The sequence below is a fragment of the Enterobacter sp. T1-1 genome (genome assembly GCF_000710795.1).
Lineage (GTDB): Bacteria > Pseudomonadota > Gammaproteobacteria > Enterobacterales > Enterobacteriaceae > Enterobacter > Enterobacter cloacae.
Genome location: NZ_JALW01000086.1, coordinates 13,167 through 26,226 on the forward strand (window position 1 = coordinate 13,167; position 13,060 = coordinate 26,226).

The following is a 13,060-nucleotide window of genomic DNA, read 5'->3' on the forward strand; positions in this document are numbered from 1 at the left end:
CCGATTATTTCTTGATCGGTTTGCGCGGACCCTTACGGGTACGTGCGTTGGTCTTAGTACGCTGACCGCGCACTGGCAGACCACGACGATGACGCAAACCGCGATAGCAACCAAGATCCATCAGGCGCTTGATGCTCATGCTGATTTCACGGCGCAGATCACCTTCAACGACAAATTTGGCAACTTCGTCACGCAGCGTGTCGATTTGTCCTTCAGACAGCTCACTGATCTTAACATCTTCAGCGATACCCGCAGCAGCCAGGATGGCTTTAGAACGGGTCTTGCCGATGCCGTAGATCGAAGTTAATGCGATCACAGCATGTTTCTGATCAGGAATGTTAATGCCTGCTATACGGGCCACTATGCACTCCTACTATTTAATATGTACGCACCATGCTGAAAAGCCCGTTTTCAGGATACTCAAATGGAAACGTACAGACATACAAAAGATTGGCTGGCTAATCTAGCCAGCTCAACCCAACTTTGCAAGAAAAATATGCGAAATAATCAGCCTTGGCGCTGTTTATGCTTCGGCTCGGCACTGCAAATCACACGGATGACACCATCACGCTTAACGATTTTGCAGTTACGGCATAATTTCTTGACGGAAGCACGAACTTTCATTTTTACTCTCCGTAACTTCTCAGGCGACCAATTAGCGGCCGTAGCCTTTCAGGTTCGCCTTCTTCAATGCAGACTCATACTGACTGGACATCATCAGAGTTTGCACTTGAGCCATAAAGTCCATAATCACGACAACAACGATAAGCAGTGAGGTCCCACCGAAGTAGAACGGTACTTTCATTGCATCACGCATGAACTCCGGGATCAGGCAGATAAAAGTAATATAAAGCGCACCAACCAAAGTCAGGCGAGTCATTACTTTATCGATATACTTCGCCGTTTGCTCTCCCGGACGAATTCCTGGTACAAATGCACCGGACTTCTTCAGGTTATCTGCTGTTTCACGCGGGTTGAAGACCAACGCCGTGTAGAAGAAACAGAAGAAGATGATCGCAGACGCATAGAGTAACACATAAAGTGGTTGCCCAGGCTGCAAATACAGCGAAATTGTTGTCAGCCAGTTCCAACCAGTACCGCCCCCGAACCATGACGCGATGGTTGCCGGGAACAGAATAATACTGGAAGCGAAGATCGCCGGGATTACCCCTGCCATATTCACTTTCAGCGGCAAATGTGTGCTCTGTGCAGCATAGACACGACGACCCTGCTGACGTTTCGCGTAGTTCACCACAATGCGGCGTTGACCACGTTCAACGAAGACAACAAAGAACGTCACTGCAAATACTAATACTGCAACCAACAGCAACAGGAGGAAGTGCAGGTCGCCTTGACGCGCTTGCTCGATAGTATGGGCGATGGCTGGCGGGAGACCCGCAACAATACCGGCGAAGATAATGATTGAGATACCGTTACCGATACCACGTTCAGTGATCTGTTCGCCGAGCCACATCAGGAACATTGTCCCTGTGACCAGACTAACAACAGCGGTGAAATAGAATGCAAAGCCTGGGTTTAAGACCAGGCCCTGCATACCAGGCATATTCGGAAGACCGGTAGCAATACCGATCGACTGGAATATTGCCAGCACCAGAGTACCGTAGCGGGTGTACTGACTAATCTTACGACGTCCAGACTCCCCTTCTTTCTTCAGTTCTGCCAGGGCCGGATGAACGACCGTCAGCAGTTGGATAATAATGGATGCCGAAATATACGGCATAATACCCAGCGCGAAGATAGAAGCACGGCTGAGAGCACCACCAGAGAACATGTTAAACATTTCAATGATGGTGCCTCGCTGTTGCTCAAGCAGTTTGGCAAGTACAGCGGCATCGATACCAGGGATCGGAATAAAAGAGCCAATACGGAACACAATCAGCGCGCCGATTACAAACAGCAGTCTGCGTTTCAGCTCACCAAATCCACCTTTGGCACTTTGAAAATCTAATCCCGGTTGCTTAGCCATCTGCTACTTATTCCTCAATTTTACCGCCAGCAGCTTCGATAGCAGCACGAGCACCTTTAGTAACACGCAGGCCACGAACAGTTACCGGAGTAGAAACTTCACCAGCCAGGATCACTTTCGCGAACTCGATCTGGATACCGATAATGTTAGCTGCTTTCAGTGTGTTCAGGTCTACAACGCCGCCTTCAACTTTCGCCAGGTCAGACAGACGGACTTCCGCTGTGATCGCTGCTTTGCGAGAAGTGAAGCCGAACTTCGGCAGACGACGGTACAGTGGCATCTGGCCACCCTCGAAACCGCGACGTACGCCACCGCCAGAACGAGAGTTCTGACCTTTGTGACCACGACCACCGGTTTTGCCGAGGCCAGAACCGATACCACGACCCAGGCGTTTACCCGCCTTTTTAGAGCCTTCGGCCGGAGACAGAGTATTTAAACGCATCTCTTACTCCTCAACTTTAACCATGAAGTAAACCGCGTTGACCATACCGCGAACAGCAGGAGTATCCTCGCGCTCAACGGTATGACCAATACGACGCAGACCCAGGCCAAGCAGCGTTGCCTTGTGTTTCGGCAGACGACCGATTGCACTGCGGGTTTGAGTGATTTTAATAGTCTTTGCCATGGTCAATTACCCCAGAATTTCTTCAACGGATTTACCACGCTTGGCAGCGACCATTTCTGGAGAATTCATATTTTCCAAGCCATCAATAGTTGCACGAACCACGTTGATCGGGTTGGTGGAACCGTATGCTTTAGCCAGAACGTTATGAACCCCAGCAACTTCCAGAACGGCGCGCATTGCACCACCGGCGATGATACCGGTACCTTCTGAAGCTGGCTGCATGAATACACGAGAACCCGTGTGAACACCTTTAACTGGGTGCTGCAGGGTGCCGTTGTTCAGCGCGACGTTAATCATATTGCGACGGGCTTTTTCCATCGCTTTCTGGATCGCTGCTGGAACTTCACGCGCTTTACCGTAACCAAAACCAACGCGACCGTTACCATCGCCAACTACAGTCAGAGCTGTGAAGGAGAAAATACGACCACCTTTAACGGTTTTAGATACGCGGTTTACCGCGATCAGCTTTTCCTGCAGTTCGCCAGCTTGTTTTTCGATGTGAGCCATCTTACACCTCTACCTTAGAACTGAAGGCCAGCTTCACGGGCAGCATCTGCCAGTGCCTGGACACGACCATGATATTGGAACCCGGAACGGTCAAAGGATACATTGCTGATGCCTTTTTCCAGAGCGCGTTCAGCAACAGCTTTACCTACAGCTGCAGCAGCGTCTTTGTTACCGGTGTACTTCAATTGTTCTGCGATAGCTTTTTCTACAGTAGAAGCAGCTACCAGAACTTCAGAACCGTTCGGTGCAATTACCTGTGCGTAAATGTGACGCGGGGTACGATGTACCACCAGGCGAGTTGCACCCAGCTCTTTGAGCTTGCGGCGTGCGCGGGTCGCACGACGGATACGAGCAGATTTCTTATCCATAGTGTTACCTTACTTCTTCTTAGCCTCTTTGGTACGCACGACTTCGTCGGCGTAACGAACACCCTTGCCTTTATAAGGCTCAGGACGACGGTAGGCGCGCAGATCTGCTGCAACCTGGCCAATCAGCTGTTTATCAGCGCCTTTCAGCACGATCTCAGTCTGAGTTGGACATTCTGCAGTGATACCGGCCGGCAGCGGATGCTCAACAGGGTGAGAGAAGCCCAGAGACAGGCCTACTGCATTCCCTTTGATCGCTGCACGATAACCTACACCAACCAGCTGCAGCTTCTTAGTGAAGCCTTCGGTAACACCGATAACCATTGAGTTCAGCAGGGCACGCGCGGTACCAGCCTGAGCCCAGCCGTCTGCGTAACCATCACGCGGACCGAAGGTCAGAGCATTATCTGCATGTTTAACTTCAACAGCATCGTTGAGAGTACGAGTCAGCTCGCCGTTTTTACCTTTGATCGTAATAACCTGACCGTTGATTTTTACATCAACGCCGGCAGGAACAACGACCGGTGCTTTAGCAACACGAGACATTTTTTCCTCCGATTAGGCTACGTAGCAGATAATTTCGCCGCCAAGACCAGCCTGGCGCGCTGCACGATCAGTCATAACACCTTTAGAGGTAGAAACAACTGCGATACCCAGACCGGCCATAACTTTTGGCAGCTCATCTTTTTTCTTATAGATGCGCAGACCTGGGCGGCTGACACGCTGAATGCTTTCTACAACAGCTTTACCCTGGAAGTACTTAAGAGTCACTTCCAGTTCCGGCTTGGTGTCGCCTTCAACTTTAAAATCTTCAATAAAACCTTCGTCCTTCAGCACGTTGGCGATTGCCACTTTCAGCTTGGAGGAAGGCATGGTGACCGCAGCTTTATTCGCGGCCTGACCGTTACGGATACGGGTCAGCATATCCGCGATCGGATCTTGCATGCTCATCTGTCTTTACTCCCGTGATTCAATTGGTGACAATTACCAGCTAGCCTTTTTCAAGCCTGGCACTTCACCGCGCATGGCGGCTTCACGCAGCTTAATACGGCTCAACCCGAACTTGCCCACATAACCATGTGGACGACCTGTTTGACGGCAGCGGTTACGCTGACGAGACGGGCTGGAATCACGCGGCAGAGTTTGCAGCTTGAGAACTGCGTTCCAACGATCTTCGTCGGAAGCGTTCACATCAGAGATGATCGCTTTCAGTTCAGCGCGTTTAGCGAAGAATTTATCAGCTAAAGCTACGCGTTTTACTTCGCGTGCTTTCATTGATTGCTTAGCCATTCAGTAACCCTACCTTACTTGCGGAACGGGAAGTCAAAGGCAGCCAGCAGAGCACGGCCTTCTTCGTCAGATTTCGCAGTAGTGGTAATGGTAATATCCAAACCACGCACGCGGTCGACTTTATCGTAGTCGATTTCTGGGAAGATGATCTGCTCACGGACACCCATGCTGTAGTTACCACGACCGTCGAATGACTTAGCGGACAGGCCACGGAAGTCACGGATACGAGGTACAGCAATAGTGATCAGGCGCTCAAAGAACTCCCACATGCGTTCGCCACGCAGAGTTACTTTACAGCCGATCGGATAGCCCTGACGGATTTTGAAGCCTGCAACTGATTTGCGTGCTTTGGTGATCAGCGGTTTTTGACCGGAGATTGCTGTCAGGTCAGCTGCTGCGTTATCCAGCAGTTTCTTGTCAGCGATCGCTTCACCAACACCCATGTTCAGGGTGATCTTCTCGACCCGAGGGACTTGCATGACAGAATTGTAGTTAAACTCAGTCATGAGTTTCTTAACTACTTCGTCTTTGTAGTAATCATGCAGTTTCGCCATCGTACTACTCCAAATTACTTGATAGTTTCGCTGTTAGACTTGAAGAAACGGACTTTTTTGCCGTCTTCGAATCTAAAGCCTACACGGTCAGCCTTGCCGGTTGCCGCATTGAAGATTGCAACGTTAGAAACCTGAATAGCAGCTTCTTTTTCAACGATGCCGCCTGGTTGGTTCAGAGCCGGAACCGGCTTCTGATGTTTCTTAACCAGGTTGATACCTTCAACAATGACCTTGCCGGAAGACAGGACATTTTTTACTTTACCGCGTTTACCTTTATCTTTACCGGTTAACACGATAACTTCGTCATCACGACGGATTTTCGCTGCCATGATTCGCTCCTTAGAGTACTTCTGGTGCCAGAGAGATAATTTTCATGAACTTCTCAGTACGAAGTTCACGAGTTACCGGCCCAAAGATACGCGTGCCGATTGGCTGCTCGCTGTTATTGTTCAAAATAACGCATGCATTACCATCGAAGCGAATGACAGAACCGTCAGGGCGACGAACACCCTTCTTGGTGCGCACCACTACCGCTTTCAGCACATCACCTTTTTTGACCTTACCACGTGGAATTGCTTCTTTGATGGTGATCTTGATGATGTCGCCTACGCCTGCGTAGCGACGGTGCGAGCCACCCAGAACCTTGATACACATTACGCGACGTGCACCGGAGTTGTCGGCGACGTTCAGCATAGTCTGTTCTTGGATCATTTTAGTGCTCCGCTAATGTCAACTACTACCTGAGACTCTAAAATCAGAGCCGTTAAAAAGCCCCATATCGAGGGCGCGGCATTATAACACCGCTTCTGCAATATGGGTAGAAAAAATAAACGGCTCATCGCTGAGCCGTTTATTCGTATCGAGAACGGGTACTGTATTACAGAACCGCTTTCTCTACAACGCGAACCAGCGTCCAGGACTTAGTCTTGGACAGTGGACGGCATTCACGGATTTCAACCTTGTCGCCGATACCACATTCGTTGTTCTCGTCATGTACGTGCAGTTTGGTCGTACGCTTGATGAATTTACCGTAGATCGGGTGTTTCACAATGCGTTCGATAGCAACAACGATGGATTTCTCCATTTTGTCGCTAACAACACGACCTTGCAGAGTACGGATTTTATCGGTCATTACGCACCCGCCTTCTCAGTCAGTAAAGTCTTAACGCGTGCAACATTGCGACGCACTTGCTTCAGCAGGTGGGTCTGTTGCAGCTGGCCACTTGCAGCCTGCATACGCAGGTTGAACTGCTCGCGCAGCAGGTTCAGCAGCTCAGCGTTCAGCTCTTCAACGCTCTTTTCACGCAGCTCTTTTGCTTTCATTACATCACCGTCTTAGTTACAAAGGTGGTTTTGATAGGCAGTTTCGCTGCTGCCAGGCCGAAGGCTTCACGGGCCAGCTCTTCCGGAACACCGTCCATTTCATACAGGACTTTGCCCGGTTGGATCAAGGCAACCCAGTACTCCACGTTACCTTTACCTTTACCCATACGAACTTCCAGCGGCTTCTCGGTGATCGGTTTGTCCGGGAATACACGGATCCAGATCTTACCTTGACGCTTAACTGCACGGGTCATTGCACGACGTGCTGCTTCGATCTGACGTGCAGTCAGACGACCACGGCCAACAGCTTTCAGACCGAAAGTGCCGAAGCTAACATCCGTACCCTGCGCCAGACCACGGTTGCGGCCTTTGTGCACTTTACGGAATTTTGTACGCTTTGGTTGTAACATCAGCGACGCTCCTTATTTACGGCCTTTACGCTGCTGCTTTTTAGGTTGAGCAGCCGGTTTTTCCGGTTGTTCAACAGCAGCCATACCACCCAGGATCTCACCTTTGAAGATCCATACCTTAACGCCGATTACACCGTAAGTGGTGTGCGCTTCAGAGGTGTTGTAGTCGATGTCAGCACGCAGAGTGTGCAGCGGTACGCGACCTTCACGGTACCATTCGGTACGTGCGATTTCCGCGCCGCCCAGACGGCCGCTAACTTCAACTTTGATACCTTTAGCGCCCAGACGCATTGCGTTCTGTACAGCACGCTTCATAGCACGACGGAACATAACACGACGTTCCAGCTGAGAAGTGATGCTGTCAGCAACCAATTTAGCGTCCAGTTCAGGCTTACGAACTTCAGCGATATTGATCTGTGCAGGAACGCCAGCGATATCCGCTACGACCTTGCGCAGTTTTTCTACGTCTTCGCCTTTCTTACCGATAACGATGCCAGGACGAGCAGTGTGAATAGTCACACGGATGCTCTTAGCTGGACGCTCGATAACGATACGAGATACAGACGCTTTAGCCAGTTCCTTCGTCAGGTACTGACGTACTTTAAAATCGCTGTCCAGGTTGTCAGCGAATTCTTTGGTGTTCGCAAACCAGGTAGAGTTCCATGGTTTTACAATACCCAGGCGAATACCATTAGGATGTACTTTCTGACCCATTGCTAGTCTCCAGAGTCTCAGCGATCGGACACAACCACAGTAATGTGGCTGGTGCGCTTCAGGATGCGATCTGCACGACCTTTCGCACGCGGCATAATGCGCTTCATGCTTGGGCCTTCATCTACGAAAATTTTCGCGACTTTCAGATCGTCGATGTCAGCGCCATCGTTGTGTTCAGCGTTAGCAATGGCAGATTCCAGTACTTTCTTGACCAATACCGCAGCTTTCTTGTTGGTATAGGTCAGGATGTCCAGGGCCTGCGACACTTTCTTACCGCGAATCAGGTCAGCAACAAGGCGAACCTTCTGTGCAGAAGAACGAGCATGGCGATGTTGAGCTAAAGTTTCCATCTCTTCCTCCTACCTTATTTCTTCTTCGCTTTTTTATCAGCAGCGTGGCCGCGATAAGTACGAGTCGGTGCGAATTCACCCAGTTTGTGACCAACCATTTCGTCGGTAACAAAGACTGGAACGTGCTGACGACCATTATGGACAGCGATGGTCAAACCGATCATGTTAGGAAAGATCGTTGAACGACGGGACCAAGTGCGCAGGGGCTTCTTGTCTCCGCTTTCCACCGCTTTCTCTACCTTCTTCAGCAAGTGCAGGTCAATAAAAGGACCTTTCTTGAGAGAACGTGGCATGGCTTATCCTCTAAAATTATTTGCTACGGCGACGTACGATAAATTTATCAGTACGCTTGTTGCTGCGGGTCTTCTTACCTTTGGTCTGAACGCCCCACGGAGTTACCGGGTGCTTACCAAAGTTACGACCTTCACCACCACCATGTGGGTGGTCTACTGGGTTCATCGCAGTACCGCGAACGGTAGGACGAACACCACGCCAGCGTGCAGCACCAGCTTTACCCAGAACGCGCAGCATATGCTCAGCATTGCCAACTTCGCCCAGAGTAGCGCGGCAGTCTGCTTCGACTTTACGCATTTCACCAGAACGCAGACGCAGGGTGACATAAGCACCGTCACGCGCAACGATCTGAACGTAAGTACCCGCGGAACGCGCCAGCTGACCGCCTTTACCTGGTTTCATTTCTACGTTATGAACGGTAGAACCAACCGGGATATTGCGCATCGGCAGGGTGTTGCCTGCTTTGATTGCAGCATCAACGCCAGACTGAATCTGGTCGCCAGCTTTCAGGCCTTTAGGGGCCAGGATGTAACGGCGTTCGCCGTCTTTGTACAGAACCAGCGCGATGTTCGCGGAACGGTTCGGATCGTACTCAAGACGCTCAACAACTGCTGGGATACCGTCTTTGTTGCGTTTGAAGTCAACAATACGATAAGCCTGCTTGTGGCCACCACCGATGTGACGAGTGGTGATACGGCCATTGTTGTTACGACCACCGGATTTGCTGTTTTTTTCCAGCAACGGAGCAAAAGGTTTGCCCTTGTGCAGCTCAGGGTTAACCACTTTAACTACGTGGCGACGACCCGGAGATGTCGGTTTACATTTAACAACTGCCATTGTATTACTCCTCCGACTTACTCAGCGCCGCCAACGAAGTCCAGGTTCTGGCCTTCTTTCAGGGTGACGTAAGCTTTTTTCCAGTCGCTACGACGACCGATACGCTGTCCGTGACGTTTAACTTTCCCTTTAACTACCAGGGTGTTAACGACTTCGACTTCGACTTCAAACAGTTTCTGCACAGCAGCTTTGATCTCTGCTTTGGTCGCGTCTTTAGCAACTTTGAGAACGATGGTGTTTGTTTTTTCCATCGCAGTAGACGCTTTTTCAGAAACGTGCGGTGCGCGCAGCACCTTCAGCAGACGTTCTTCACGAATCATGCCAGCATCTCCTCAACTTGCTTAACAGCATCAGCAGTCATTACGACTTTGTCGAAGGCGATCAGGCTAACCGGGTCGATACCAGTCGCGTCGCGTACGTCAACCTTGTGCAGGTTGCGCGCGGCCAGGAACAGGTTCTCGTCCAGCTCACCGGTGATGATCAGCACATCTTCCAGAGCCATGTCTTTCAGTTTCTGTGCCAGCAGCTTAGTTTTAGGCGCTTCTACAGAGAACTTCTCGACAACGATCAGACGATCCTGACGTACCAGCTCGGACAGGATGCTTTTCAGCGCGCCGCGGTACATCTTTTTGTTAACTTTTTGACTGTGGTCCTGTGGACGCGCAGCGAAGGTCACGCCACCTGAACGCCAGATCGGGCTCTTGATAGAACCTGAACGCGCACGGCCGGTACCTTTCTGGCGCCATGGCTTTTTGCCAGAACCAGTTACTTCAGCACGAGTCTTCTGAGCACGAGTACCCTGACGAGCACCAGCTGCATAAGCAACAACAACCTGGTGAACCAGCGCTTCGTTGAAATCACGACCGAAGGTAGTTTCGGAAACAGTCAGCGCGCTCTGCGCGTCTTTCAATACTAATTCCATTGCTATCCCCTTACGCCTTCACAGCTGGTTTAACGATCAGGTCGCTACCGGTTGCACCCGGGACCGCACCTTTAACCAGCAGCAGGTTGCGCTCAGCGTCAACACGTACTACGTCCAGGCTCTGAACAGTTACACGTTCGTTGCCCAGCTGACCTGCCATTTTCTTGCCTTTGAACACTTTGCCCGGAGTCTGGTTCTGACCGATAGAACCCGGAACGCGGTGAGACAAGGAGTTACCGTGAGTAGCGTCCTGGGTACGGAAGTTCCAGCGCTTAACGGTACCAGCAAAACCTTTACCTTTAGAGGTACCGGTTACGTCAACTTTTTTAACGTCAGCAAACAGCTCAACGCTAATGTCCTGACCTACGGTGAACTCTTCGCCTTCAGCAAGACGGAATTCCCACAGACCACGGCCAGCTTCAACGCCAGCTTTAGCGAAGTGACCCGCTTCTGGTTTGGTTACACGGTTAGCTTTTTTAGCACCAGTGGTAACCTGAATAGCGCGGTAGCCATCGTTAGCCAGATCTTTAACCTGAGTAACGCGGTTTGCTTCAACTTCGATTACGGTTACTGGGATAGAAACGCCATCTTCAGTGAAGATGCGGGTCATACCCACTTTTTTACCGACTAAACCAATCATTGTTTCAACCTCTCAATCGCTCGATGACCTGATTAACCCAGGCTGATCTGCACGTCTACACCGGCAGCCAGATCCAGACGCATCAGAGCATCAACGGTTTTCTCAGTTGGCTCAACGATGTCAACCAGACGCTTGTGAGTGCGGATTTCGTACTGATCACGCGCATCTTTGTTCACGTGCGGGGAGATCAGAACGGTGAAGCGCTCTTTGCGGGTCGGCAGCGGGATCGGACCACGGACTTGCGCACCAGTGCGCTTAGCAGTCTCGACGATTTCCGCGGTTGATTGATCGATCAGACGATGATCAAACGCTTTAAGGCGGATACGGATTCTTTGGTTCTGCATGAGACCAGAGCTCCAATTATTTTATAAACGAAAATGATTACTCCTCAAACCCATTACGATTGATGGGAGAGTGTAACCGTTCTTACGTAGCTCCCCAATTGGGAGCATTGTTGAGTAACAAAATGAGTCACTCCGGTTCAGATTGAACCCGCCGTCAATTACGACAAGCCCGCGCATTATACGTAAATCTGGGCAAGACGCAAGTGCCGTTTAGAATTTAAGCGCTAAAGGTGTACCTTGCGTAAGGCCTCGCACTATTTTCTGCAATCCGTCCCCTTTCTTCTGTTCTTATGAAACCACTACGCAATTACATTTTTTGGCTATTGCCAGGCATTCGTGGTGTGGAGAGTATGCGCTGAAATTCACCTTGAGGTTTCGTTCATGCTTACTCTCCTCCCCTTCCTGCTCATCTATTTTGTTCTCTCATGTTTACTGGTGCGTGAAGATATTCGCTCAGGCATTCTCCCTGATAAATACCTCTGTCCCCTGTTATGGGCTGGTTTGCTCTATCAACTCTGTCTTCACCCTGATTTTCTGCCTGGCGCAGTGGTCGGGGCGATGGCAGGGTATGTCGGCTTTGCCATGATCTACTGGGGTTATCGGCTTATATTTCGCCGTGAAGGGATGGGCTATGGCGATGTGAAGTATCTTTCGGCACTCGGTGCATGGCATGGTTGGTGCGTGTTGCCCGAACTGGCACTGGTTGCCGCACTATTGGCGCTGCTCTACCTTCTTATGACTTCGTTTTTCAACCCTGCCAGACGGACATTAAAAAACCCACTGCCTTTTGGGCCATTTCTGGCGGCAGCGGGTTTATGCGTAGGTTGGCAGACGCTGGTTAATCTTCCACTTTAATCTGCGACTGGAGATAGTTTTGCAGGCCAATTTTGCCAATGAGATCCAGCTCGGTTTCCAGCCAGTCGATATGCCCTTCTTCATCGGCCAGAATCTGGATCATCATATCGCGGCTAACGTAGTCATGGACGCTGTCTGCGTAGGCAATAGCTTCGCGAAGGTCTTTTGCGCCTTCAAGTTCAAGTCTGAGATCGGATCGCAGCATCTCTTCAACATCTTCACCGATGCCGAGTTTACCGAGGTCCTGCAGGTTGGGGATGCCTTCGAGAAATAAAATACGCTCAATATATTTATCGGCATGTTTCATCTCATCGATGGATTCGTGATACTCAACGTCGTTGAGGCGCATGAGGCCCCAGTTTTTAAACATTCTCGCATGGAGAAAATACTGATTGATTGCGACAAGCTCATTTCCCAATAATTTATTGAGATAACTTATGATTTTAACATCACCTTTCATTATATAGTCCCTCCGCTTCCACTCATTGAAGCGTAGATCGGGCTACAGGGATGTCAAAAAAAAGATGGGCGCTTACGCGATCTCTTTGTATTCCGGGATCTGCATCAGTTCATCCTGCATGATTTCACGCGCTGCGCGTACGCATTTACCGCATTGATTTCCCACTGGAACAAACTTGCGAAGTTGCTGGAAGGACTGTGGCTGAAACTGGCGAACGGCCTGACGTATTTTTTTGTCACTCACACCATTACATAAACAAACGTACATAAAGACTCCCGTTCAAAATATGCGCAAAGTGTAAGTGAGAATGGTTATGATCACAATAGCACAAACGCCAGTATACGGGGCGGGAGCAAACAAAAAATGCGAAAATTTGTGACAAGTACACACGCTAAGAAAACAAAAAAGGACGCCGAAGCGTCCTTTTTTTATTCGGGGATAATTAATTAGCCCAGAACTTTAGCAACAACGCCCGCGCCAACGGTACGGCCGCCTTCACGGATTGCGAAACGCAGACCGTCGTCCATCGCGATTGGGTGGATCAGAGTCACAACCATCTTGATGTTTTCGCCTGGCATTACCA

Annotated in this window: 27 protein-coding genes and 1 pseudogene; 1 reads left to right on the plus strand and 27 read right to left on the minus strand. The window is 50.2% G+C overall.

Annotated features, from left to right (window positions below; genetic code table 11):
• Window positions 1–4 precede the first annotated feature (4 nt).
• The 24 genes from rpsM to rpsJ all read right to left on the minus strand — a co-directional run bounded on the left by rpsM (window position 5) and on the right by rpsJ (window position 11,162).
• A complete protein-coding gene (gene rpsM, locus AK59_RS0122125) occupies window positions 5–361 on the minus strand; it encodes a 30S ribosomal protein S13 (protein WP_013099021.1) in 357 nt (118 codons plus the stop codon).
• A 146-nt stretch (window positions 362–507) separates the two neighbouring features.
• Window positions 508–624, minus strand: a complete 117-nt coding sequence (gene rpmJ / locus AK59_RS0122130; RefSeq protein WP_000868187.1) for a 50S ribosomal protein L36 — start codon at window positions 622–624, stop codon at window positions 508–510.
• Window positions 625–655: 31 nt separating this feature from the next.
• Window positions 656–1,987: a preprotein translocase subunit SecY gene (gene secY / locus AK59_RS0122135; RefSeq protein WP_003863305.1), complete on the minus strand. Its 1,332-nt coding sequence runs from the start codon at window positions 1,985–1,987 to the stop codon at window positions 656–658.
• A gap of 7 nt (window positions 1,988–1,994) precedes the next feature.
• Window positions 1,995–2,429, minus strand: a complete 435-nt coding sequence (gene rplO / locus AK59_RS0122140; RefSeq protein ID WP_013099022.1) for a 50S ribosomal protein L15 — start codon at window positions 2,427–2,429, stop codon at window positions 1,995–1,997.
• Between the two features lie 3 nt (window positions 2,430–2,432).
• On the minus strand, window positions 2,433–2,612 hold the full coding sequence (gene rpmD / locus AK59_RS0122145; RefSeq protein WP_003863301.1) for a 50S ribosomal protein L30: 180 nt from the start codon (window positions 2,610–2,612) through the stop codon (window positions 2,433–2,435).
• A 6-nt stretch (window positions 2,613–2,618) separates the two neighbouring features.
• On the minus strand, window positions 2,619–3,119 hold the full coding sequence (rpsE, locus tag AK59_RS0122150) for a 30S ribosomal protein S5 (RefSeq protein ID WP_003863299.1): 501 nt from the start codon (window positions 3,117–3,119) through the stop codon (window positions 2,619–2,621).
• Between the two features lie 14 nt (window positions 3,120–3,133).
• Entirely contained in the window at window positions 3,134–3,487 is a 354-nt protein-coding gene (gene rplR / locus AK59_RS0122155; protein WP_013099023.1) for a 50S ribosomal protein L18, read from the minus strand.
• Window positions 3,488–3,496: 9 nt separating this feature from the next.
• Window positions 3,497–4,030: a 50S ribosomal protein L6 gene (gene rplF, locus AK59_RS0122160; RefSeq protein ID WP_013099024.1), complete on the minus strand. Its 534-nt coding sequence runs from the start codon at window positions 4,028–4,030 to the stop codon at window positions 3,497–3,499.
• A gap of 12 nt (window positions 4,031–4,042) precedes the next feature.
• Window positions 4,043–4,435 (minus strand): 30S ribosomal protein S8, encoded by a 393-nt coding sequence (gene rpsH / locus AK59_RS0122165; protein WP_013099025.1) that lies wholly within the window; start codon window positions 4,433–4,435, stop codon window positions 4,043–4,045.
• Window positions 4,436–4,468: 33 nt separating this feature from the next.
• A complete protein-coding gene (gene rpsN / locus AK59_RS0122170) occupies window positions 4,469–4,774 on the minus strand; it encodes a 30S ribosomal protein S14 (protein ID WP_013099026.1) in 306 nt (101 codons plus the stop codon).
• Window positions 4,775–4,788: 14 nt separating this feature from the next.
• Window positions 4,789–5,328, minus strand: a complete 540-nt coding sequence (gene rplE / locus AK59_RS0122175; RefSeq protein ID WP_001096202.1) for a 50S ribosomal protein L5 — start codon at window positions 5,326–5,328, stop codon at window positions 4,789–4,791.
• A 14-nt stretch (window positions 5,329–5,342) separates the two neighbouring features.
• Entirely contained in the window at window positions 5,343–5,657 is a 315-nt protein-coding gene (rplX, locus tag AK59_RS0122180; RefSeq protein ID WP_000729185.1) for a 50S ribosomal protein L24, read from the minus strand.
• 10 nt (window positions 5,658–5,667) lie between these two features.
• Window positions 5,668–6,039 (minus strand): 50S ribosomal protein L14, encoded by a 372-nt coding sequence (rplN, locus tag AK59_RS0122185; protein ID WP_002919748.1) that lies wholly within the window; start codon window positions 6,037–6,039, stop codon window positions 5,668–5,670.
• 166 nt (window positions 6,040–6,205) lie between these two features.
• Window positions 6,206–6,460 (minus strand): 30S ribosomal protein S17, encoded by a 255-nt coding sequence (gene rpsQ, locus AK59_RS0122190; protein WP_008503489.1) that lies wholly within the window; start codon window positions 6,458–6,460, stop codon window positions 6,206–6,208.
• On the minus strand, window positions 6,460–6,651 hold the full coding sequence (gene rpmC, locus AK59_RS0122195) for a 50S ribosomal protein L29 (protein WP_013099027.1): 192 nt from the start codon (window positions 6,649–6,651) through the stop codon (window positions 6,460–6,462). The genes rpsQ and rpmC overlap by 1 nt, the downstream gene beginning before the upstream one ends.
• Window positions 6,651–7,061 (minus strand): 50S ribosomal protein L16, encoded by a 411-nt coding sequence (gene rplP / locus AK59_RS0122200; RefSeq protein ID WP_002919759.1) that lies wholly within the window; start codon window positions 7,059–7,061, stop codon window positions 6,651–6,653. The genes rpmC and rplP overlap by 1 nt, the downstream gene beginning before the upstream one ends.
• A 12-nt stretch (window positions 7,062–7,073) precedes the next feature.
• The gene (gene rpsC / locus AK59_RS0122205) at window positions 7,074–7,775 is read right to left on the minus strand and encodes a 30S ribosomal protein S3 (protein ID WP_000529945.1); all 702 of its coding nucleotides are present in this window, start codon (window positions 7,773–7,775) and stop codon (window positions 7,074–7,076) included.
• 17 nt (window positions 7,776–7,792) lie between these two features.
• Window positions 7,793–8,125: a 50S ribosomal protein L22 gene (rplV, locus tag AK59_RS0122210; RefSeq protein ID WP_002919773.1), complete on the minus strand. Its 333-nt coding sequence runs from the start codon at window positions 8,123–8,125 to the stop codon at window positions 7,793–7,795.
• Between the two features lie 14 nt (window positions 8,126–8,139).
• Window positions 8,140–8,418, minus strand: coding sequence for a 30S ribosomal protein S19 (gene rpsS, locus AK59_RS0122215; protein ID WP_001138117.1), 279 nt, complete (start codon window positions 8,416–8,418; stop codon window positions 8,140–8,142).
• 16 nt (window positions 8,419–8,434) lie between these two features.
• Complete coding sequence (gene rplB, locus AK59_RS0122220; protein WP_000301859.1) at window positions 8,435–9,256, minus strand: 50S ribosomal protein L2; 822 nt, start codon at window positions 9,254–9,256, stop codon at window positions 8,435–8,437.
• A gap of 17 nt (window positions 9,257–9,273) precedes the next feature.
• Window positions 9,274–9,576, minus strand: a complete 303-nt coding sequence (rplW, locus tag AK59_RS0122225) for a 50S ribosomal protein L23 (protein ID WP_000617546.1) — start codon at window positions 9,574–9,576, stop codon at window positions 9,274–9,276.
• Window positions 9,573–10,178, minus strand: a complete 606-nt coding sequence (gene rplD, locus AK59_RS0122230; protein ID WP_000424395.1) for a 50S ribosomal protein L4 — start codon at window positions 10,176–10,178, stop codon at window positions 9,573–9,575. The genes rplW and rplD overlap by 4 nt, the downstream gene beginning before the upstream one ends.
• 10 nt (window positions 10,179–10,188) lie before the next feature.
• Complete coding sequence (gene rplC / locus AK59_RS0122235) at window positions 10,189–10,818, minus strand: 50S ribosomal protein L3 (protein WP_003863274.1); 630 nt, start codon at window positions 10,816–10,818, stop codon at window positions 10,189–10,191.
• A 32-nt stretch (window positions 10,819–10,850) separates the two neighbouring features.
• Window positions 10,851–11,162 (minus strand): 30S ribosomal protein S10, encoded by a 312-nt coding sequence (gene rpsJ / locus AK59_RS0122240; RefSeq protein WP_001181005.1) that lies wholly within the window; start codon window positions 11,160–11,162, stop codon window positions 10,851–10,853.
• 381 nt (window positions 11,163–11,543) lie between these two features.
• Between rpsJ and AK59_RS0122245 the strand changes: the two genes are divergently transcribed.
• Window positions 11,544–12,017: a prepilin peptidase gene (locus tag AK59_RS0122245; protein ID WP_029883855.1), complete on the plus strand. Its 474-nt coding sequence runs from the start codon at window positions 11,544–11,546 to the stop codon at window positions 12,015–12,017.
• Here AK59_RS0122245 and bfr read toward each other — a convergent pair.
• The 3 genes and pseudogenes from bfr to tuf form a co-directional block, all read right to left on the minus strand.
• A complete protein-coding gene (gene bfr / locus AK59_RS0122250) occupies window positions 12,001–12,477 on the minus strand; it encodes a bacterioferritin (RefSeq protein ID WP_013099029.1) in 477 nt (158 codons plus the stop codon). The two genes, AK59_RS0122245 and bfr, sit on opposite strands and share 17 nt — an antisense overlap.
• A gap of 72 nt (window positions 12,478–12,549) precedes the next feature.
• Window positions 12,550–12,744, minus strand: a complete 195-nt coding sequence (gene bfd / locus AK59_RS0122255) for a bacterioferritin-associated ferredoxin (RefSeq protein WP_008503493.1) — start codon at window positions 12,742–12,744, stop codon at window positions 12,550–12,552.
• Window positions 12,745–12,923: 179 nt separating this feature from the next.
• A pseudogene (tuf, locus tag AK59_RS1000000124695) lies at window positions 12,924–13,060 on the minus strand (elongation factor Tu); the annotation flags it as partial.

What these genes read in the sequence shown, in the direction of transcription:
- rpmJ (WP_000868187.1), bottom strand. Translation starts at nt 624, where the DNA reads ATGAAAGTTCGTGCTTCCGTCAAGAAATTATGCCGTAACTGCAAAATC.
- secY (WP_003863305.1), bottom strand. Translation starts at nt 1,987, where the DNA reads ATGGCTAAGCAACCGGGATTAGATTTTCAAAGTGCCAAAGGTGGATTT.
- rplO (WP_013099022.1), bottom strand. Translation starts at nt 2,429, where the DNA reads ATGCGTTTAAATACTCTGTCTCCGGCCGAAGGCTCTAAAAAGGCGGGT.
- rpmD (WP_003863301.1), bottom strand. Translation starts at nt 2,612, where the DNA reads ATGGCAAAGACTATTAAAATCACTCAAACCCGCAGTGCAATCGGTCGT.
- rpsE (WP_003863299.1), bottom strand. Translation starts at nt 3,119, where the DNA reads ATGGCTCACATCGAAAAACAAGCTGGCGAACTGCAGGAAAAGCTGATC.
- rplR (WP_013099023.1), bottom strand. Translation starts at nt 3,487, where the DNA reads ATGGATAAGAAATCTGCTCGTATCCGTCGTGCGACCCGCGCACGCCGC.
- rplF (WP_013099024.1), bottom strand. Translation starts at nt 4,030, where the DNA reads ATGTCTCGTGTTGCTAAAGCACCGGTCGTTGTTCCTGCCGGCGTTGAT.
- rpsH (WP_013099025.1), bottom strand. Translation starts at nt 4,435, where the DNA reads ATGAGCATGCAAGATCCGATCGCGGATATGCTGACCCGTATCCGTAAC.
- rpsN (WP_013099026.1), bottom strand. Translation starts at nt 4,774, where the DNA reads ATGGCTAAGCAATCAATGAAAGCACGCGAAGTAAAACGCGTAGCTTTA.
- rplE (WP_001096202.1), bottom strand. Translation starts at nt 5,328, where the DNA reads ATGGCGAAACTGCATGATTACTACAAAGACGAAGTAGTTAAGAAACTC.
- rplX (WP_000729185.1), bottom strand. Translation starts at nt 5,657, where the DNA reads ATGGCAGCGAAAATCCGTCGTGATGACGAAGTTATCGTGTTAACCGGT.
- rplN (WP_002919748.1), bottom strand. Translation starts at nt 6,039, where the DNA reads ATGATCCAAGAACAGACTATGCTGAACGTCGCCGACAACTCCGGTGCA.
- rpsQ (WP_008503489.1), bottom strand. Translation starts at nt 6,460, where the DNA reads ATGACCGATAAAATCCGTACTCTGCAAGGTCGTGTTGTTAGCGACAAA.
- rpmC (WP_013099027.1), bottom strand. Translation starts at nt 6,651, where the DNA reads ATGAAAGCAAAAGAGCTGCGTGAAAAGAGCGTTGAAGAGCTGAACGCT.
- rplP (WP_002919759.1), bottom strand. Translation starts at nt 7,061, where the DNA reads ATGTTACAACCAAAGCGTACAAAATTCCGTAAAGTGCACAAAGGCCGC.
- rpsC (WP_000529945.1), bottom strand. Translation starts at nt 7,775, where the DNA reads ATGGGTCAGAAAGTACATCCTAATGGTATTCGCCTGGGTATTGTAAAA.
- rplV (WP_002919773.1), bottom strand. Translation starts at nt 8,125, where the DNA reads ATGGAAACTTTAGCTCAACATCGCCATGCTCGTTCTTCTGCACAGAAG.
- rpsS (WP_001138117.1), bottom strand. Translation starts at nt 8,418, where the DNA reads ATGCCACGTTCTCTCAAGAAAGGTCCTTTTATTGACCTGCACTTGCTG.
- rplB (WP_000301859.1), bottom strand. Translation starts at nt 9,256, where the DNA reads ATGGCAGTTGTTAAATGTAAACCGACATCTCCGGGTCGTCGCCACGTA.
- rplW (WP_000617546.1), bottom strand. Translation starts at nt 9,576, where the DNA reads ATGATTCGTGAAGAACGTCTGCTGAAGGTGCTGCGCGCACCGCACGTT.
- rplD (WP_000424395.1), bottom strand. Translation starts at nt 10,178, where the DNA reads ATGGAATTAGTATTGAAAGACGCGCAGAGCGCGCTGACTGTTTCCGAA.
- rplC (WP_003863274.1), bottom strand. Translation starts at nt 10,818, where the DNA reads ATGATTGGTTTAGTCGGTAAAAAAGTGGGTATGACCCGCATCTTCACT.
- rpsJ (WP_001181005.1), bottom strand. Translation starts at nt 11,162, where the DNA reads ATGCAGAACCAAAGAATCCGTATCCGCCTTAAAGCGTTTGATCATCGT.
- AK59_RS0122245 (WP_029883855.1), top strand. Translation starts at nt 11,544, where the DNA reads ATGCTTACTCTCCTCCCCTTCCTGCTCATCTATTTTGTTCTCTCATGT.
- bfr (WP_013099029.1), bottom strand. Translation starts at nt 12,477, where the DNA reads ATGAAAGGTGATGTTAAAATCATAAGTTATCTCAATAAATTATTGGGA.
- bfd (WP_008503493.1), bottom strand. Translation starts at nt 12,744, where the DNA reads ATGTACGTTTGTTTATGTAATGGTGTGAGTGACAAAAAAATACGTCAG.